17 protein-coding genes are annotated in these 19,979 nt (G+C 36.3%); all 17 read right to left on the reverse strand.

The features are described 5' to 3' along the window. Positions 1-454: 454 nt before the first annotated feature. Positions 455-1,738 carry an EF-P 5-aminopentanol modification-associated protein YfmH gene (gene yfmH, locus C1724_RS11285; RefSeq protein ID WP_102346878.1) on the reverse strand — a complete coding sequence of 428 codons (1,284 nt, stop codon included), beginning with the start codon at positions 1,736-1,738 and terminating at the stop codon, positions 455-457. Between the two features lies 1 nt (position 1,739). Then, the gene (yfmF, locus tag C1724_RS11290; RefSeq protein WP_102346879.1) at positions 1,740-3,023 is read right to left on the reverse strand and encodes an EF-P 5-aminopentanol modification-associated protein YfmF; all 1,284 of its coding nucleotides are present in this window, start codon (positions 3,021-3,023) and stop codon (positions 1,740-1,742) included. Positions 3,024-3,250: 227 nt separating this feature from the next. Continuing rightward, positions 3,251-4,216, reverse strand: coding sequence for an ABC transporter permease (locus C1724_RS11295; RefSeq protein WP_102346880.1), 966 nt, complete (start codon positions 4,214-4,216; stop codon positions 3,251-3,253). 1 nt (position 4,217) lies between these two features. Then, entirely contained in the window at positions 4,218-5,264 is a 1,047-nt protein-coding gene (locus C1724_RS11300) for an ABC transporter permease (RefSeq protein ID WP_102346881.1), read from the reverse strand. Beyond that, positions 5,261-6,793, reverse strand: a complete 1,533-nt coding sequence (locus C1724_RS11305) for an ABC transporter ATP-binding protein (protein WP_102346882.1) — start codon at positions 6,791-6,793, stop codon at positions 5,261-5,263. The genes C1724_RS11300 and C1724_RS11305 overlap by 4 nt, the downstream gene beginning before the upstream one ends. 223 nt (positions 6,794-7,016) lie before the next feature. Further along, complete coding sequence (locus C1724_RS11310; RefSeq protein ID WP_102346883.1) at positions 7,017-8,117, reverse strand: BMP family lipoprotein; 1,101 nt, start codon at positions 8,115-8,117, stop codon at positions 7,017-7,019. Positions 8,118-8,198: 81 nt separating this feature from the next. Continuing rightward, on the reverse strand, positions 8,199-8,924 hold the full coding sequence (locus C1724_RS11315; RefSeq protein WP_102346884.1) for a GntR family transcriptional regulator: 726 nt from the start codon (positions 8,922-8,924) through the stop codon (positions 8,199-8,201). Between the two features lie 136 nt (positions 8,925-9,060). Beyond that, a complete protein-coding gene (locus C1724_RS11320) occupies positions 9,061-11,418 on the reverse strand; it encodes a DNA translocase FtsK (protein ID WP_102346885.1) in 2,358 nt (785 codons plus the stop codon). 99 nt (positions 11,419-11,517) lie between these two features. Continuing rightward, on the reverse strand, positions 11,518-11,739 hold the full coding sequence (locus tag C1724_RS11325; RefSeq protein WP_102346886.1) for a YlzJ-like family protein: 222 nt from the start codon (positions 11,737-11,739) through the stop codon (positions 11,518-11,520). Further along, complete coding sequence (locus C1724_RS11330; protein ID WP_102346887.1) at positions 11,736-12,506, reverse strand: ClpP family protease; 771 nt, start codon at positions 12,504-12,506, stop codon at positions 11,736-11,738. Before C1724_RS11330 ends, C1724_RS11325 begins: the two co-directional genes overlap by 4 nt. A 200-nt stretch (positions 12,507-12,706) precedes the next feature. Further along, positions 12,707-14,374: a ribonuclease J gene (locus tag C1724_RS11335; protein ID WP_102346888.1), complete on the reverse strand. Its 1,668-nt coding sequence runs from the start codon at positions 14,372-14,374 to the stop codon at positions 12,707-12,709. 239 nt (positions 14,375-14,613) lie between these two features. Further along, positions 14,614-15,486 carry a 4-hydroxy-tetrahydrodipicolinate synthase gene (dapA, locus tag C1724_RS11340; RefSeq protein WP_102346889.1) on the reverse strand — a complete coding sequence of 291 codons (873 nt, stop codon included), beginning with the start codon at positions 15,484-15,486 and terminating at the stop codon, positions 14,614-14,616. Positions 15,487-15,530: 44 nt separating this feature from the next. Next, positions 15,531-16,742, reverse strand: coding sequence for an aspartate kinase (gene dapG, locus C1724_RS11345; protein WP_102346890.1), 1,212 nt, complete (start codon positions 16,740-16,742; stop codon positions 15,531-15,533). A 75-nt stretch (positions 16,743-16,817) separates the two neighbouring features. After that, positions 16,818-17,867 (reverse strand): aspartate-semialdehyde dehydrogenase, encoded by a 1,050-nt coding sequence (locus C1724_RS11350; RefSeq protein WP_102346891.1) that lies wholly within the window; start codon positions 17,865-17,867, stop codon positions 16,818-16,820. Between the two features lie 181 nt (positions 17,868-18,048). Beyond that, positions 18,049-18,648, reverse strand: a complete 600-nt coding sequence (dpaB, locus tag C1724_RS11355; RefSeq protein WP_102346892.1) for a dipicolinate synthase subunit B — start codon at positions 18,646-18,648, stop codon at positions 18,049-18,051. Next, on the reverse strand, positions 18,645-19,547 hold the full coding sequence (dpaA, locus tag C1724_RS11360) for a dipicolinic acid synthetase subunit A (RefSeq protein WP_102346893.1): 903 nt from the start codon (positions 19,545-19,547) through the stop codon (positions 18,645-18,647). Before dpaA ends, dpaB begins: the two co-directional genes overlap by 4 nt. 171 nt (positions 19,548-19,718) lie before the next feature. Next, positions 19,719-19,958, reverse strand: coding sequence for a YlmC/YmxH family sporulation protein (locus tag C1724_RS11365; protein ID WP_102346894.1), 240 nt, complete (start codon positions 19,956-19,958; stop codon positions 19,719-19,721). Positions 19,959-19,979: the final 21 nt, after the last annotated feature.

Raw genomic sequence — 19,979 nt, forward strand, 5'->3', positions numbered from 1 at the left:
GTTTGCACCTCTAAAGTAAACCTGTTAAAAAGATTGGACGTTTTTTATATTTTTCCCTATTTTGGCTGATCGATCGACTTCCGCTTTTCTATTTGGCTAGCTTCAGTCGATAGCCCCTCCGGGTCAAATAACCTTCCTCCTCCGGAAGTCTATCGACTTCTTCGGCGGAAGAACACGACGCACAGGACGTGCTAGTATCGGCGTTGCGACAGGATGTCGCGGTTTTAGCCGATGATTGCCTACCGGGGCTGATCAATCGACTTCCGCTTTTCTATTTGGCCAGCTACAGTCGATAGCCCCTCCGGGTCAAATAACCTTCCTCCTCGGGAAGTCTATCGACTTCTTCGTCGGAAGAACACGACGCACAGGACGTGCTAGTATCGGCGTTGCGACAGGATGTCGCGGTTTTAGCCGATGCTTGCCTACCGGGGCTGTTCGATCGACTTCCGCTTTTCTATTTAGGGACGACTTGAAATACTGTAAAGCAACGTTCATCAAAAAGGTCATTTGCAACCTTTTCCAAGTCACTATATTCAATTTGTTCAAGAGTAGAAACTATATCAAATAAATTCATTTGATTAAACTGATATCTAGTAAATTGATTTGCAATATATTCTGGAGAATTAAGCGCCCTTAAAAAAGAACCAATTTTCTTCTTTTTTATTCTCGATAAGTAGCCTTCCTGCAGTTCATCAGCTTTAAAGTTTAACATGATTTCTTTTAGCCGAACTGCAAGTTCATCTGGTTGACCAGTGTCTCCACCTACCATGGCAAAACCAAAACCTTGCTCTTCGGTATAATCGAATGAGAAAGTATCATCAATTAAACCTTGATTATACAGCCCCTCATAATGTTTCGACCCTTTACCAAACAATATATCTAACAATACATTTACTGTTAACTCTTGTTTTAAAAGTTCTGTACCTTGACGATTGGTATTCTTAGCTTTAACTCCTACTAAACATTTAGAGGTTTGAACAGGCATAGAAATAACGTGTTTTTCTCTAGCTACCTCGATCGGCTCGTCATCAAAGAAACGCTGAATTTCCTTTTGGGGTTCAAATTGTTTTTTTGCTTGGTTTTGGCGAACTTGTTCCATTACTTCTTCATGGTCAATTGGCCCAACAACAAATAACAACATATTACTTGGATGATAAAATGTTTCATAACATGTATATAGCAAATCCTTTGTTATCATAGCAATTGACTCAATTGTACCCGCTATATCAATCTTTACGGGATGGTGATGGTACATATTTTCTATTAAGCCAAAATAAGCTCTCCAATCAGGATTATCATCATACATAGTAATCTCTTGTCCAATGATTCCTTTTTCCTTCTCAACTGTTTGTTCTGTAAAATATGGACTTTGAACAAAATCGATAAGCGTTTCTAAATTCTGGCTTACATTGGAAGTACTTGAAAACAAATAAGCTGTTCTTGTAAACGAAGTAAATGCATTTGCTGAGGCACCTTGTTTACTAAACTGTTGAAAAACATCGCCATCTTCTTTTTCAAATAATTTATGCTCTAAGAAATGGGCAATTCCATCAGGAACATGTAACTCTTCATTATGATTTAAAGGTACAAATCGATTGTCAATGCTACCATACTTTGTTGTAAAAGTAGCATATGTTTTGTTAAAACCATGCTTAGGTAATAAGTATACATCTAAACCGTTTGGCATTTTTTCATGAAACAATTCTTCATTTAACTGGTCAAATTTAATTTTTTCCATGTTAAGCTCCCTCCAGACCTTTCAGGAAGTAAATTGTATCAAGCTCAACCTTTTGTGCTACCGCTTGAATTTCGTCTTTAGTTACATCATCAATACCTTCGAGCCATGTTTCCGGAGCACGTTGGATTCCAGCAACAACATTATGATACAAAACTTCTATTAACCCGTGTGCAGTATCAATCGTTTCTAAGATCTGATTTTTCAACACTGCTTTGGTTTGACTGATTTCATCCTCTGTATAATTTCCTTGTTTCATTTGATTCATCTGCTCTTTGATAATATCAACGCATTTTTGATAGTTGCTAAATTCTATTCCGCTCATTACCATTAACAAGCCTTTATGACTTTCAAATCTTGAGGCGGCATAATAGGCTAAACTTTCTCGTTCACGTACATTTAAAAATAGCTTTGAGTGGGAAAAGCCGCCAAAAATCCCGTTGAAAACTTGTAGAGCAAAATAATCGTCACTTTGATATGTTGTATTAGTACGATATCCGATGTGTAATTTTCCTTGTTTGATATCTTGTTCCTCAAATACCTCATTTACTTCGGTTACTTGTTTTTGTGCAACATTACTTTTAACAAATGTAGTTGAACGTGTTTCTGGGAAATTAAATGTATTTTCTACTATACTTTTAACTTCTTCAATCTGAATATCTCCAACAATATAGATATCAATTTCATCATTTAATAAAGCTTCTTGATAATATTGATATAAAGATTGCGCTGTTATCTTTTCAATATCTTCCTTTGTACCATGAGCATTTAACCTGTATGGCTCTTCCTTACACATTTCTTCAACAAGTCGCATATTTGCATACCGCATTTTATCGTCATATACCGATTGAATTCGTTGAAGTAAAGATCTTTTCTCCTTTTGAACGATTTCTTCTAAAAATATCCCATTTTCCACTGCTGGGGACAATAAAATCTCAGCTAAAAGTTCAATTCCATTTTTTAAAAGTGGAGTGGGGTCTGACAAATATTTTTCATTAGCAATGTCCATTCTTATTGAAATAATATGATACTCGCCCTTCTTGGACACATCTGCATGTAAGGTCGCTCCATAAAGATCATCCAAGCGCGTAGTCAGCTGCAAGGTAGATGGAGACTTTACCGTACCACTTTGTAAAACATATGGGAGTAAGGCTCTTGTTGTTACAGTTTCTGCCTGAAGTGGTGCTTTTAACTTTATGACGATGGAATTGGTTTTATATTTTAATGTTTCGATCCCATGAAGAGTGATTCCGGAAACCTTCACACTCTCTTCCTTCATAAGATTCATACTTATTTCCTCCTCAACAACTAGTAATTTCACTCATATTCATTATGTTTTGTCTAAAGTTACGAATTTAAACTCTAATGTATTCTCAATATAACGCTTTATTACAAAAAAATTCAAGTAAATGGAATTTTATCCAACTTTTTATAAAAAAGCAGTTCATGGTGTACAAAACTGCGTAATAAAAAAAGAAACTCAATTAGAGTTTCTTAATAAATATGAACTATGAATTATCGATTGCCTTTTATATATGGTGTACCTGACGCCTTAGGCGCCTCTGCTCTACCAATAAAACCTGTTAATGCTAATACCGTGAGGACATAGGGGGCGATTAATAGATAAACGGTTGGCAATTCACGAATGCCTGGAATCATTTGACCAGTAAAGCTTAAACTTTGAGCTAGCCCAAAGAATAACGCCGCACCTAATGCACCTATTGGATGCCATTTTCCAAATATCATCGCTGCTAGTGCCATAAAACCTTGTCCACTGATTGTAGCATGACTAAAATCGCGCGAGATAATAATCGCATAAACAGATCCACCAATACCTGCTAATGCCCCACTAATAATAACAGCTATATATCGCATTCTAGATACATTTATTCCCATCGTATCCGCAGCCATAGGATGTTCGCCAACGGATCTTAACTGTAAGCCAAATGGTGTTTTATAAATGATATACCAAGCTACAATAGCGAATAAAATAGCTAAATAGGATGGCACATAGCTATTGCTAAAAAATAAGGGCCCAATAATAGGGATATCACTTAAAATTGGAACATCTATTTTAGGAAAAGTCGCTTCGGATGATATTTGATCTGTTTGTCCTTTGCCATATATTTTTTTCACTAAAAATAACGCTCCACCTAAAGCTAAGAAGTTAATGGCCACACCACTAACAACCTGGTCAGCCCTAAAGGTAATAGATGCTATTGCATGCAGAAAAGAAAAAATGCCTCCAAGCACCATTGCAACAACGATCGCAATCCAAGGTGTTAATGCTCCAAACGTTTCAGAAAAAGTCAAATTAAATACGATCCCTGTAAAAGCACCAACAACCATTAATCCCTCTAAACCAATATTTACAACACCGGAACGTTCACAAAAGACTCCGCCTAATGCTGTAAATATCAATGGAGCTGAAAAAAATAAAGCAGATGGAATAACAATGGATAATATATCTAAAACACCCATGTCAGTTAGCCTCCTTCTTAAAACGAACTAGAAACCAACGTATAATATAGCTAGATGCTACAAAAAAGATAATCAACGCAATGACTATATCAACGAGTTCTGTTGGAACTCCTGCCGCCGATGGCATTTCAAGGGCACCAACCTTTAAGGCCCCAAACAAAATGGCTGCAAATACAACACCAAGAGCTCCATTTCCACCAAGCAACGCAACAGCTATTCCATCAAAACCAATCCCCGTAAATCCTGCTTTAACAGATACATTTTCAAATGTACCAAGCCCTTCCATTGCACCGCCTAAACCTGCGAAAGCACCTGAAATTACCATTGATAAGATGATATTTTTACTTACATTCATACCTGCATATTTTGAAGCATGCTGGTTAAATCCCACTGCTCGTAATTCATAACCCCTGGTAGTTTTTTCTAATATAAACCACATTATGATAGCTCCAATGATAGCTAAAAAAATACCGTAGTGCATGGTTGAATAATCTGTAATGTTTTGAAAAAATGGGGAGCGCAGAGATGCAGTTTCAAAAACTTTTTCTGATTTATAGCCTTGATCTGATAAAATAGAGCGAACTACAGCATTGGCAACATGTAGTGCAATATAGTTCATCATGATCGTAACAATAACTTCATGAACTTGAAAACGCGCCTTTAAGTAACCTGGTATTGCCCCCCAGATTGCTCCAGCTATAGCAGCTGAACCAACAGCTAACGGTAAATGAATAAATTTGGGAGCTTCAAAGGCAACACCCACCCAAACAGCTACTAACCAGCCTATAATCAATTGACCTTCAACGCCAATATTAAAAAGACCTGTCCGGTAAGCAAATGCAACTGCAAGGCCTGAAAAAATATACGGCGTCATTTGCCGGATTGTTTCCCCGATATAATAAGCATCACCGAAAGCACCTGAAAGTAAAGCACTATATCCTACTAGTGGATTATAGCCACTAATAACCATGATGATCGCACCTGCGATGATACCAAGTAATACAGAAAGTAAGGGAACTAATGCATCTGTGATCCGATTGATATTCACGAAGAAACACCTTCTTCCTTTTGCTTACTGCCTGCCATTAATAAACCAAGCTCCTGATCGGTTGTCTCTTTCGGGTTAACAATGGCAACAATTTTCCCTTCATAAATAACTGCGATTCGATCACTAACATTCATAATTTCATCCAGTTCAAAGGAAATTAGCAATACGGCTTTACCATGGTCACGTTGTTCTATTAATCGTTTATGAATAAACTCGATCGCTCCTACATCTAAACCACGTGTTGGCTGAGCAGCAATAAGTAAGTCAGGATCACGATCAACTTCTCGCGCAATAATTGCTTTTTGTTGATTACCACCAGATAAGGCACGAGCCAAAGTATACTCAGTTGGGGTCCTTACATCAAACTCTTCGATCAGTGTCCTAGCTTTTTTGTAAATTTCTTTGAAATTCAAAATTTTGTTCTTAGAAAACGGCATCTTATAATATGTTTGCAACACCATGTTTTCCCCTATAGGAAAATCCAACACAAGTCCATGTTTATGGCGATCCTGTGGAATATGTCCCAAACCAGTTTCCGTTACTTTACGTGGCGTTAAATTCGTTATATCTTTTCCTTTTAAGAAGATCTTCCCTGAGGTTGCTTTCATCAAGCCAGTTATTGTTTCAATTAATTGGGTTTGTCCGTTCCCGTCTACACCTGCTATTCCTAATATTTCTCCAGCATGTAAAGTTAAATCAAGATGATCAACTAAAGTTACATTTCTAGCGTCTTTAACTACTAAATCCTCAATTTTTAATACCTCTTTACCAGGAATTGCAGGGGTTTTTTCTGTCTTAAAATGAACTTCGCGTCCGACCATTAGCGAAGCAAGTTCATCAGGGTTCGTTTGATTTACGTTAAGTGTGTCAATTCCTTTTCCCTTTCGGATAACAGTTACTCGATCACACACTTCCATAATTTCTTTTAACTTATGGGTTATTAAAATGATCGACTTTCCTTCTTTAATTAAATTATTCATAATTTGGATTAGTTCCTTTATTTCTTGAGGTGTAAGAACAGCCGTGGGTTCATCAAAGATAAGAATTTCCGCACCTCGGTAAAGTGTTTTTAGTATTTCAACACGCTGCTGCATCCCAACAGATATATCTGCAATCTTAGCGGTTGGATCAACTGCAAGTCCGTAACGTTCCGATAAGTCTTTAACATCTTGTTGCGCCTTTTTTATATCGATCTTCCCATTACTCGTAGGCTCATTTCCTAAGATAATATTTTCAGTTACAGTGAATGGATCAACTAACATAAAATGTTGATGTACCATTCCAATGCCTAAGCCATTGGCAATATTGGGACTCGTAATATTCACTTTTTTCCCTTTAACCCTTATCTCACCCGCTTCAGGCTGATATAAACCAAATAATACGTTCATTAAAGTTGACTTGCCTGCACCATTTTCTCCGAGTAACGCATGAATCTCCCCTTTTTTTAATTGAAGGGTTATATTATCGTTGGCAACGAAGCCCCCAAATTCCTTACGTATATTGAGCATTTCAATTACATAGTCGCTCATTGTACTCACACCTCACTACTAAGTGATATCATTCAACTATTTAAGCAGAATATGTATTCTAGGCACCGACCTTACAATGTGATAATGTTCAAAAATTTGATGTAAGATAAAATCATCAAATGAAAAAATACAGTAATTTGTACCTTTTCATTTAATGATTTTGTAGAATCTTAAAGGAACAAAAAGGTTAGAAGTCTCTAACCTTTTTGTTTCCCATTTAATTTTAAAGAGTCTTTTCAAATTCACTGTATTCAGTCCGAGAAAGTGGTACGGTTACTTCACCATTAATAATCTTTTGTTTCCACTCTTCTACTTTATTTAGCACATCTTCTGAAAGATTGTCTTGTGTTTCAGCAATACCAACACCGTTAACATCTAACCCATACTCAATTACTTCTCCACCTGGGAAGTCACCTTCTGCTGTTCTCTCAGCAACGTCTTGAACCGCAAGATCTACACGTTTAACCATTGAGGTTAAGGTAACATCAGTTCCATATACTAAAGCTTGGTCCATATCAACCCCGATTACCCAAATTTCACGATTTGGATCTTTTGCTTTTAAATCTTCCGCTTCAGAGAAGATTCCATTACCCGTTTGACCTGAGGCATGATATATAATATCAATACCAGATGCGTATAATCCTGATGCAATCTGTTTCCCTGAATCAGCTTTATCAAATGCCCCAGCATATTGAACATCGACCGTTGCTTCTGGATTAACTGCTTTTACTCCAGCTTTAAAGCCACTTTCAAATTTCTCAATAAGTGGGCTCTCAACTCCACCTACAAACCCAATTTTATTTGTTTTTGTTGTTAAACCTGCAACGACACCAACCAAGAAAGAGCCTTCATGCTCTTTAAATGTAATACTTGCCACATTCGGCTTGTCAACCACGCTGTCGATGATGGCAAATTTAGCATCTTGTTGCTGGTCTGCAATTTCAGTTATTGCATCGGTCATCATAAAACCTACGCCATAAATTAAACCATAATCACTTCTTACAAGTTTGTTTAAATTTGTTGCATAATCGGCGTCACCCTGAGATTGAAGGTATGTATAACCGCCTTCCCCCTCCTGTAATCCATTTTCTTTACCATAATTCTGAATACCTGTCCACGCAGATTGGTTGAATGATTTATCATCAATTCCACCAATATCTGTTACCATTGCAACACTTAAACCACCTTGTGTTTCCTCTGGAGGTGCTGCACCTCCACCTGTATCATTGTTTTCTGCGCCTTCATCTGCTCCACCACAGCCACTTAGCATCATACCGGCAGCAAATAAAATGGACATAAAAAGACCTGCTTTTTTACGAATCATGAGTAGTCCCCCCTTTAAAATTTGATTTTAAAAATCAAGGTTCTATCACATTCATAATTTGCGCAGGTCTGTTGAGTTTTATTACACTCTTTTTCTTAAAACATGAAAACTAAATTTGTCCGATCGAAAGTAGTTGCAGGAATATAAAACAGGTTCATCGTTTTGGTCAAAATGCATCTGTTTCAACACTAATAAGGACGAATCAACTTCGCAATGAAGGACTGGTGAGATCTTTTCTGAAAATCCCAATGGTTCTATATTCGTAACCGCATAGGAAATATAGCGTCCAACTTCTTTCTCAAATAAATCAAATAAGGAGCCGGATTCATGCGAATACGATTTAGGTAATATTGATTTTGGGATTTGGTCAATGCAGTATATAACAGGTTCATCATCCACCGTTCGTACACGTTCTGTGGTGATAATTTCTTCATTTGGACTACATTTAAATTTTTGTAAGTCATCGTCAATCGCAAGTCTAGAATTGGCTGAAATAAAAATTGTCCCCGGTTTCTTTCCAGCACGCCTAATCATTTCAGTTACACTAAATAATTCCTCAATCCCCGGTGAAAACATTGGTTTAGGGTTGATAAAAGTTCCAACACCATGTCTGCGAACTACAATGTTTTCCTCCTCTAATACGCGCAAAGCTTCTCTTAATGTTGCGCGACTTATTCCAAGGTGTTTGGCTAAATCAAATTCCGATGGTAGCTTTTCATTCTCTTTATATATTCCATTATCAATATCTTTTTTTATTTGATCAATAACTTGCAAATAAAGATGTCTTGAATCGGGTTTTATTGTCATTTTTTCCTCCCAATAAATTACAATAGATCAGACCTCCGACTGGTTTGATTGTGATAACTATATCACTTTTCAGCTTAAAATTGAACAAAAACCGAGGTTATCCCACTTAAATTTTTATAATAAACTTATTTTAAATCTATTGATTTGATACTTCGTCGTTTTTTGATTGAGCAATTAACACAGCACGAGGTTTACTTCCTTCATATGGACCGACAATCCCTTTTGCCTCCATTACATCAATTAATCTGGCCGCTCTTGTATAGCCAATACGGAACCGCCTTTGCAACATTGAAACTGAAGCTGTTTGCATTTCAAGAATCAGTTGAACAGCATCATCAAATAACTCATCATCGACAACAACTTCAGTTTCTTTTTCTTCAGTTGGAATCATTTCCTCTTGATATTGTGCTCTTTGTTGTGAAATTACATAATCTACAACACTTTCAACTTCCTCGTCTGATAAAAATGCACCTTGAACTCGAATTGGTTTTGAGGCACCGACTGGCAGAAATAACATATCTCCTCGACCTAATAGCTTTTCGGCCCCTCCCATATCCAAAATCGTTCTAGAATCGGTAGCGGATGACACACTAAAAGCTATTCTCGATGGAATATTCGCTTTAATGACTCCAGTAATTACATCAACTGATGGTCGCTGAGTAGCAATAATTAAATGTATTCCAGCTGCACGAGCCATTTGGGCTAATCTAGTAATAGAATCCTCTACATCACTAGATGCAACCATCATTAAATCAGCAAGCTCATCGACAATTACTACAATAAAAGGTAACTCTGGCTGTTTTTCATTTGTTTCTTCATTATGTCGCTTAATAAAATCATTATAGCCTTCTATATTACGGGTACCCGTGTGAGAGAATAATTCATATCTTCGCTCCATTTCTGATACAACCTTTTTAAGAGCTTGTGACGCTTTTTTCGGGTCCGTTACAACTGGTGCTAGCAAATGCGGAATACCGTTATACATATTTAATTCAACCATTTTGGGATCAATCATCATCAGCTTTACTTCATGAGGTTTAGCACGCATTAGGATACTAATAATAATGCCATTAATACATACACTTTTCCCACTCCCAGTAGCACCTGCTACAAGTAGATGTGGCATTTTATTGAGTTCAGCCAAAATAGCGTCGCCTGAGATATCTCTACCTAAACCTACCATAAGTTTAGCTGTAGTATGATTGTTTTTAGATTCGATAACTTCCCGTAAAGAAACCATTGCAACCTCTTGGTTTGGAACTTCAATACCAACTGCAGATTTACCAGGTATGGGAGCTTCTATGCGGATATCTTTAGCCGCTAAAGCCAATGCCAAATCATCGCTTAAACTTACTATTTTACTTACCTTAACCCCAACATCAGGATGAACTTCATACTTTGTTACAGCTGGACCTAAATGAACCTTTTTTATTTTTGCTTTTACACCAAAACTTTGAAAGGTTTTCTCTAGTTTTTGCGCATTGAGTGTAATTAATTTCTTTTCATGATTTTGAGCATTATGTAAAGGCCTTTTTAATAATTCATAGGAAGGTAATTGGTAATCTTCATTTGCAACTTCAGTAAACGAAATTGAAACAGTTGAATCACTAGTTTCTGGCTCTGCGACATGACTTTTTTGTTCTTTCTCCTTAACATTGTTACGGTGAACAGGTTCTTCTGAAAGAGCATCATTACTAGCAACATCTACAAAGTTTGAAATGACCGGCTCTACATTCTCCTCATAGTTATCGGCAAGATCAACTTCAATTATATTTTCCTCATCACTATCACGAACTTCACTCGTTGACTTTTGTTTTTGTTGTTTCTTCACTCTTTGTTTTTCTTTTCTAGCAGCTGCCCATGTTTTCATATCATTATTAAATCCGATAAACTGACTCTTTGAAAAATGAATAATAGCAGACATAATTTTAGTGAAAATATTTTGGAGTGATAGTTCTGTAAGTAGAACAAACCCCATTAAAATAAGGAATATAAAAATAATTTTCGTACCTATTGAATTAAATAAAAAGTATGATATTGCAAATAGGATTGCCCCAACCATTCCACCACCTAGGTTTTGAGGTTCACCACCTTTAACCTCTCCCCAATATTGACTCCATGTATTTAGGATTACGGAAGGATTGCCCAATGCAGCATGGTTTGCTATGGCCTCAAATAATTCAACATGTGTTATCAATAATAAAGCTGCTGTAATAGTATACACACCCGCAAGCCGTCTAGTTATTACAGGTGGCCAAGCCCTCTTTACGATTAAATAAAGAGCTAGACAAATAAGTCCAACTAATAATAACTTATGCCATTCACCAAAAAAGAATCGTGAGAGTAATATAAAAGCATTTCCAACTGCACCACCGATTTCGGCAATTGCAATGGTTGTAATCGCTAATAGTGCAAGTCCACCTAATTCAAAGGAGAGTACCTTTTTCCAATCCCCAATCTTCTTATCTGACTGTTTTTTCTTCGACTTCGCCATTCTTTCACCTCACTAGACTAACCAACAAAAGCAGCCGAGTAGGCTGCTTTATCATATTCCTATTTATTATATCATAAGGTGAAGTATATAGCCTATTTATTAAAAATATGGCTTAAGTGATAGAATAGCACCTGGTTGATAGCTTGCATTTAAATAATCGTTAGGATTTGTACTTAACAACTGAACAACTCTACATTGTTGACTAGAAATTTGCTCTACTACTAACGATAATCCATTCATTTCAATTGTTGACTGACTCATATTAGTATTGTCTTCCGACTGAAAGATGAGCTCTTGGGGCATTGTCGTATACAATATCATTGAAGCAAGTCTCCTTGATTATTATTACTTTGTTTATTTTGTTCAATTAACTCGTTTAATTTTGCAATTGCCTGACCTACACCACCAACTTCATCAATTAGTCCATATTTCACCGCATCTCTTCCTACAACGTTTGTTCCAATATCACGTGTTAAGTTACCTTTTGATAACATTAATTCCTTAAATCTATCTTCTGTAATATTAGAATGTGCAGTAACAAACTGTACTACACGATCTTGCATTTTATCTAAGTATTCAAATGTTTGAGGAACACCAATAACTAAACCTGTCAAACGAACTGGATGAATTGTCATTGTAGCCGTTTCTGCAATATAACTATAATCAGCGCTGACTGCAATTGGAACACCAATTGAGTGCCCTCCACCTAAGACAATAGATACTGTCGGTTTAGATAAAGATGCAATCATTTCTGAAATAGCTAAACCTGCTTCAACATCGCCACCTACAGTATTCAAAATAATTAATAAACCTTCAATTTTTGGATTTTGTTCGATTGCCACAATTTGTGGTATTAAATGCTCATATTTCGTTGTTTTATTTTGTGGTGGTAATTGCATATGACCTTCAATTTGTCCAACAATCGTTAAACAATGGATATTAGATTCTTGTCCCATTTGGGGTACATTCGTTTGACCTAGCTGCTGAATTTTATCTACTAATGATTCCTTTACATCCTTCTTTTCTTGATCTTGATCTTGGTCTTGTTCAGACTGTGTAAAGAACTGTCTTACATCAAAATTAGACATGTTGGAGCTCCTTTCATTCAAATCTAACATTAGTATGAATCCCAATTGAGTTTTTAATTCTAATAATTGAACAAAACGAAACCGTGATAAGTATTAAGACATCAGTAAATTTATTTTAATTGAAGAAATAATATAAGCACTTCATTTGCCGATATTTCTAAAATATAAAAAGCCAACCCATTATGAGTTGACTTCTATTCTTATATTTCCATTATAATTGGTAAGATCATTGGTCTTCTTTTAGTTTTTTCAAATAAAAAGTGACTAAGCGATTCGCGAATACCTGTTTTTAAAGTTGACCAATCAATGACTTGATCCTTCATATTTTTAAGAATAATTTGCTGTACCATTTCGGTGGACTGTTGAAATAATTCCTCAGATTCACGGACATATACAAATCCTCTAGATAAAATCTCTGGTCCTGAGACAATTAGATTTTTTTCTTTTGATAATGTAACAACAACAATTAGAATACCATCTTGTGATAATAAGCGACGATCTCTCAATACAATGTTACCGATATCACCTATTCCTAATCCGTCTATCAGAACATTTCCAGCCGGAATTTTACCCGCAAGCCTGCCTTGATTATTTTTAAACTCAAGAACATCTCCGTTTTCCATGAGGAAAATTTGATCTGGATCCATTCCAGTTGTTTCAGCTATTTTCGCGTGTGCTTTTTGCATTTTATATTCCCCATGTATTGGCATTAGATATTGGGGGTTCAATATCGTAATCATCATCTTCAATTCTTCTTGACTTCCATGACCTGAAACGTGGATCTTTTTTTGATTGTAGATGACTTTAGCACCAGCACGGAACAAGGCATCAATAGTTTTAGATACGATCTTTTCATTTCCTGGAATCGGGCTAGCTGCAATCATAACTGTATCGCCATTCTTAATCGAAATAGGCTTATTCGATTTTTGAACTAACTTGGATAGTGCTGCTATAGGTTCACCATGTGCTCCAGAAGTCAAAACAGCTATCTGCTGATCCTGCCATTTTTCAATTTCCGAAATAGAAATTAGTACGTTTTCAGGAACATGTAAATAACCGAGTTCCATAGCAATATTGAACACTTTTAACATACTAGAACCTAAAATCGCAACTTTCCTATTCGTTAAAACAGCAGCGTCGATAATTTGTTGGACACGATGAACATTGGTTGCAAACGTCGCTATAATTATTCGCCCATTTGCTGTAGAAAAGGAATCACAAATTTCGTTTCCTACAGCACTTTCTGAGTCCGTTATTCCAGGTACCTCAGCGTTAGTACTATCAGAAAGTAAACAAAGTACTCCCTCTTGGCCTATAGCTGACATTTTATAATAGTCAGGTTTGATTCCGTCTACCGGTGTTGGATCCATTTTAAAATCACCCGTATGGACAACTACCCCTTGTTCTGTATGTATACAAATGCCAACAGAATCAGGTATACTATGGGTTGTTCTAAAGAATGATACTGTTGCGTACTCATATTCTAATGTTGATTCTGAGTCAATCTCACAAAGGTTTTCACTCGAAACACCCGCATCATTAAATCTATCAGAAACTAAACCGAGCGTTAGTTTGGTACCATAGATAGAAATATTACGTAATTTTTGAAGTACATAAGAAAGAGAACCAATATGGTCTTCATGGCCATGAGTTAGAAAAATCCCCACGATCCGATGTCTATTCTCAACTAAATACGAAATATCAGGAATTACAAAATCAATCCCAAGCATTTCATCTTCAGGGAATTTCAATCCAGCATCAATAACATATATTTCAGGACCTACTTCAATTACATACATGTTTTTGCCGATTTCTCCTAGTCCTCCAAGTGCAAAAATTTTAACTGGATTCGTTTCTTTCTTTAACAATGATAAATCCTCCTATATTTAATTATTAGAACCCGCTCATAGTCACTTGAGACTATTATAACTTAACAAATAAATGGAAGACAAGAACAATTACAATGGAATGAAAAAGCGCTCACAAATTCCCAGATATTTATAGGCTCAATTACACACCCCATATTAGAAAAATGTATTCCTTACATAAATAAAAACGAGCTCCAAATTGAACTCGTTTGCGCTAAAATATGAATCTGTTTCAACCATTATTTGATTTGTTTTAATATGTCTTTTAAGATATGTGCCTTTTCTTCCTCAAATGGCACTAATGGTAAGCGAACTGAACCTACATCAATTCCTTTTAACTGTACTGCATATTTAATAGGCACAGGATTAGGTGACATGAAAATTCCTTTCATAAATGGATACAATTGTTGATGTTTCTTAGATGCTGCAATAACATCACCATTTAGGAAAAGATTAATCATTTCCTGCATTTCTTTCCCTATTACATGTGAAGCAACCGAGATTACCCCTTTACCACCTATCGATAATACTGGTAAAGTAACACCATCATCACCGCTATATAAATGAAAATCATCAGCAGTTCGGTTAATAATTTCCGTCATACTTCCTAAATCACCTGTTGCATCTTTTACAGCTATAATATTATCTATCTTTGAAAGCCTTACAACAGTCTCCACAGAAATATTCACTACGGAACGTCCTGGGATATTATAAAGCATGATCGGAAGACTAGTGCTAGCGGCAATAGTTTTAAAATGCTCATACAACCCAGCTTGATCAGGTTTATTATAATAGGGTGCAACCAGCATAACTGCATCACAACCAACAGCTTCCGCTTTTTTTGTTAATTCAACGGATGCAGCTGTATTATTGCTCCCAGTACCCGCTACGACAGGTACGCGACCATTTACGATTTGGACTACGTGTTTAAATAGAGCAACTTTTTCATCGGTTGATAGGGTTGGCGATTCTCCAGTTGTTCCTGCAACAATAAGTGAATCAGTTCCATTATCGATTAAGTAATTGACTAATGCTGATGTTTGCTGAAAATTAATATTCCCACTATCATCAAAAGGAGTCACCATCGCTGTACCTATACGACCAAAATCCATTTTGTTCAACCCCTTATAAAATCTTCATATTCCATATGATTAACTTAATTTATATCTAGTCGAAATTCCTTGTGTAAAGAGTTAACGGCCAAAGCCATATCACTTTCATTAACCAAAACCCATATTGTTGTATGACTATCCGCTGATTGAAGAATTTGTATACCTTCCTGTGAAAGAGCATTTACTATTTTGGCTGTTACACCAGGGACCCCAGTCATTCCAGCGCCAACTGCAGATACTTTAGCGCAATTCCTAATTACGCTAGGATCGTATCCAAGACCTCTCAATACTTCAATTGCACGGTCTGTCTTATTATCCATCACCGTGTATACTATCGATGATGGTGAGATATTAATAAAATCTACACTTATTTTGGCCTGTGCCATCGCTTTAAAAACTTCGGATTGGATATTGTAATAGCCCTTTTTCGTAGTAACAGTAATTTGTGAAATGTTGGGAACATGTGCAATACCGGTTACTACTCTTTCATTAATATCGCTTCCTTTATTTTCTTTAACAACTGACGTTACTAATGTACCTGGAGAGTCTGAATAAGTGGATCTAACACGTAATGGGATTTTGGCTTGCATTGCGATTTCAACCGCTCGAGGATGAATGACTTTTGCTCCTTGGTGGGCTAAGTTACATATTTCATTATATGTGACAACTGATAGTGGGCGTGCGTTTTCAACAATTCGAGGGTCAGCGGTCATTACACCTTCTACATCCGTGAAAATATCAATATATTCTGCGTTTAATGCAACGCCAAGAGCAGATGCTGATGTATCACTGCCACCTCTGCCTAAAGTAGTAATTTCTCCACTTTTTGACATTCCTTGGAAGCCTGCAACTACAACTACATCATGTGTCTCTAATTCTTCTAATAAACGTTCGCATTTCATTTCTATAATTTTGGCATTCGTATGTTCGTCATTTGTACGAAAGCCTGCTTGTGAACCAGTTAACGCCATTGAGCAGAAACCAGAAACATTTATTAAATTAGAAAAAACAATAGCTGATATTGTTTCACCGCAAGATAATAATAAATCTTGCTCTCGATTACTTATTTTCGATAAGTCAACTAGACTGAGTAACGAATCAGTAGCATATGGATCGCCTTTTCTCCCCATTGCTGATACAACAACTACAACCTTGTAACCTTCTTTAACAGCTCTTTGAACATGGGAAAGTGCTCGAAGTCTGCTTTTTTCGTCCTTTACCGAAGTTCCACCAAATTTTTGGACGATGATCTTCATGAAGACACCTCTTCTAATGTTAAATCACATAAACATTCTTCCCCTAATATAGGGGAAGAATGTTTGGATTTACTCTTATTTAAGAATATTTAATGATAATAAGCGTTCTGCAATTTGTACTGAATTCCAAGCAGCTCCCTTTAATAAGTTGTCAGAGACAATCCACATATGGAAACCTTTTTCGTTGTCAAGGTCCTTGCGAATACGACCCACAAATGTATCTAATTTGCCTGCAGCCGTAACCGCCATCGGGTAAATTTGTTCTTCAGGTTGATCTTGTAAAACAATTCCTTCCGATTGAGCAAGAAGATCTTTTAGTTCTTGCACTGTTACACCTTCTTTTTCAACTTCCACATACACAGACTCAGAATGACCAAATTCTACTGGTATTCTTACGCATGTTGCTGCAACGGATAACTCCGGCATATGCATAATTTTCTTAGTTTCATTGATCATTTTCATTTCTTCAAAGGTATAACCGTTTTCTTGAAATTTATCAATTTGTGGAACAGCATTAAATGCAATTTGGTAATGTTTTTTATCTGCACCACATGGTAAAATTTCCGGAGTGAACTCGTCACCGTTTAAAACTGCTTGAGTTTGATCTTTCATTTCTTGAATAGCTTTTGCACCTGCTCCAGATACTGCTTGATACGTTGAAACAATTACTTTCTTTAATCCAAATGCTTTTCTAATCGGTTCAAGTGCAACCACCATTTGAATAGTTGAGCAGTTTGGATTAGCAATTATGCCTTTATGTTGATGAATATCGTTTTCATTTACTTCAGGTACTACTAATGGTACTTCTGGGTCCATACGAAAAGCACTTGTATTATCGATACAAATAGCTCCTCTTTTTGCTGCTTCTGGTGCTAACTGTTTTGATACAGAGCCACCTGCACTGAATAAGGCGATGTCAACACCTTCAAAACTTTCTGGCGTTGCAGCCTGCACAACTACTTCTTCCCCTTTAAACAATAACTTTTTCCCAGCTGATCTTTCAGAGGATAATAAAGTTAATTTAGAAATTGGGAAGTTTCTTTGCTCTAATGTTGCCATCATTTTTTCCCCTACTGCACCTGTTGCTCCTACTACTGCTACATGATATCCTTTTACATTTGTCATTCTTTTTCTCCTTCCCTACGAATACATTTATTAATGGATCTATTGTGCTAATTTTGTAAAAATGAAGTTCTTCTTTCTCCTCATTTATACGTTAGAAATTATTTTAACATATTCTAGTATTAAAAAAAGAGAAGATTTAGAATTTAAATCTTTAATAAGTTTATTTTAACAGAAGTTCAAATTATTCTCCATCACGAAATCTTTCAATTAGGACTGGTTGTAGTTGATAACCTTTTATTGCTGCTTCTACTGTATCTATTAATGAATCCATTCGCGCTACAATAGAATTTGGTTTTACATGGGGATCATCTTGGCCAAACGGGATAAAGTAAATATTTTTAGTTGACATTAACTTCATTAAATTAGCACCATTTAACCCAAGTGCATCATTTGTTGAAATTCCAAGCACAACAGGTTTTAAGTTTCGAAGTGTAGCCTTTGCCGCCATTAAAACAGGGGAATCTGTTAATGCATTCGCAAAGCGGCTCATTGAGTTTCCTGTCATCGGCGCAATTACCATACAATCCAATGGGAATTTTGGACCTAGTGGTTCAGCACCTACAATAGAATCAATAACTTTATTACCAGTTATTTCTTCTATTTTTTTAACCCAGTCTTCCCCATTTCCAAATCTTGTAGTTGTATTTTTTACATTGAAGGTAACTACTGGAACAACTTCAGCTCCGGCGTTTACCAATTTTTCAATTTGCGGTACCGTAGCTTCATACGTGCAATGTGAACCTGTGATCCCAAATCCAATACGTTTGCCTTTTAATGTCATTGTTTTTTCCCCTTCCCTTGTTGTAACTGTTCATTAAGCAATTGAGAAATGACATTGGCCACAATTTGACCTGCCGTTTTAGGAGCTACAATCCCAGGCAATCCTGGAGCAAGTAAAGCCTTTATTCCACGTTTCTCTGCATATCGAAAATCAGTACCACCAGGTTTAGAAGCTAAGTCGATAATGAGTGTGTGTACAGGCATTTTAGAAATGACGCCAGCCGTTAAAATTAAAACAGGTACAGTATTGATTACAATATCTGTATCGCTAACCTCATTTGCTAAGTCTGATAAATAAAATGCTTTTAAACCCATCTCTGTTATTCTTGCAATGTCTTTTGATTTTCTAGCTCCAACCTTAACGTTTGCCCCTAAACAAGAAAATGTTCGGGCAAGTGACATGCCTGTTCTTCCAAGACCTAAAATAACAATATCAGAACCATGAATTGTCACATCCGTATTTTGAATGACCATCATAATCGTACCTTCAACCGTAGGGATTGAATTGAATATTGCCACATCATCTCGTTCAAACAGTTTAATTAACTGTCTATTCGTATTTGAAATAATTGTATCTAAATATTGATTACTAACCCCAGAGAAAACCATACAATGTTCAGGAGTATCTCTAAGCATTTCTTCAGTCAGTACAATTTTTTCATTTGAAAAGATTGTTTCGATCTCTCCGGCTAACCCAGTCCCTGGAATTGGTAATATCACTGCATCACATTCCGAGAAATCTACTTCATCTATTTCTTTTTTTGATGCTCCTGAAAATGTATGATCTAACTGATCAAAACCGACTAAAGATAGCTTTGCATCTAATTCTGTTAATTTGCGTATAACCTCTAATTGACGGGCGTCTCCACCGATTACTGCAATATGCAAACCTGTTAACATGACCATTGATCACCTTCTTATCTAAACTCACCATAAATAGTCTAACTTTTAATCCTTAAACATCATATGAGTAAAACACATAGAGTGTGAATTAGAATTTTGTCATAATAAAAGACATGATGAAATTTCATCATGTCTCTTTATTATCAATATCAGCTAGATTATTTTGTTTTAATTACCTTTGAAATCTATTATAATCATATCCGTACCAATTTTTCTTATATTGTTCCATGGTATACGTGCTTCTGCACCTTGTTTCCTAAATCCGAACCATTTTGTAGTTGGAATAATCAAAGCTTTAATATGACCGGTTTGCTCATCGATTTCTAGATCTGCTTGACCCAATACGCCCATTCGTTCACCTTTTTCTAAATCAATTATTTCCTTCCCATTAATTTCGCTCAGTCTCATTATTAATAAACCTCCTCGAAA

This window comes from Bacillus sp. Marseille-P3661, assembly GCF_900240995.1.
GTDB lineage: Bacteria > Bacillota > Bacilli > Bacillales > Bacillaceae_J > OESV01.

Excerpts from the sequence above, each read along its gene's own strand:
- C1724_RS11330 (WP_102346887.1), bottom strand. The coding sequence starts at position 12,506 with ATGTCTAATTTTGATGTAAGACAGTTCTTTACACAGTCTGAACAAGAC.
- C1724_RS11295 (WP_102346880.1), bottom strand. The coding sequence starts at position 4,216 with ATGGGTGTTTTAGATATATTATCCATTGTTATTCCATCTGCTTTATTT.
- C1724_RS11325 (WP_102346886.1), bottom strand. The coding sequence starts at position 11,739 with ATGATATTGTATACGACAATGCCCCAAGAGCTCATCTTTCAGTCGGAA.
- C1724_RS11310 (WP_102346883.1), bottom strand. The coding sequence starts at position 8,117 with ATGATTCGTAAAAAAGCAGGTCTTTTTATGTCCATTTTATTTGCTGCC.
- C1724_RS11315 (WP_102346884.1), bottom strand. The coding sequence starts at position 8,924 with ATGACAATAAAACCCGATTCAAGACATCTTTATTTGCAAGTTATTGAT.
- dapA (WP_102346889.1), bottom strand. The coding sequence starts at position 15,486 with ATGGATTTTGGTCGTATAGGTACAGCGATGGTGACTCCTTTTGATGAT.
- dpaA (WP_102346893.1), bottom strand. The coding sequence starts at position 19,547 with ATGTTAACAGGTTTGCATATTGCAGTAATCGGTGGAGACGCCCGTCAA.
- yfmH (WP_102346878.1), bottom strand. The coding sequence starts at position 1,738 with ATGGAAAAAATTAAATTTGACCAGTTAAATGAAGAATTGTTTCATGAA.
- C1724_RS11350 (WP_102346891.1), bottom strand. The coding sequence starts at position 17,867 with ATGACAAATGTAAAAGGATATCATGTAGCAGTAGTAGGAGCAACAGGT.
- yfmF (WP_102346879.1), bottom strand. The coding sequence starts at position 3,023 with ATGAATCTTATGAAGGAAGAGAGTGTGAAGGTTTCCGGAATCACTCTT.
- dpaB (WP_102346892.1), bottom strand. The coding sequence starts at position 18,648 with ATGACATTAAAAGGCAAACGTATTGGATTTGGGATCACAGGTTCACAT.
- dapG (WP_102346890.1), bottom strand. The coding sequence starts at position 16,742 with ATGAAGATCATCGTCCAAAAATTTGGTGGAACTTCGGTAAAGGACGAA.
- C1724_RS11305 (WP_102346882.1), bottom strand. The coding sequence starts at position 6,793 with ATGAGCGACTATGTAATTGAAATGCTCAATATACGTAAGGAATTTGGG.
- C1724_RS11365 (WP_102346894.1), bottom strand. The coding sequence starts at position 19,958 with ATGAGACTGAGCGAAATTAATGGGAAGGAAATAATTGATTTAGAAAAA.
- C1724_RS11320 (WP_102346885.1), bottom strand. The coding sequence starts at position 11,418 with ATGGCGAAGTCGAAGAAAAAACAGTCAGATAAGAAGATTGGGGATTGG.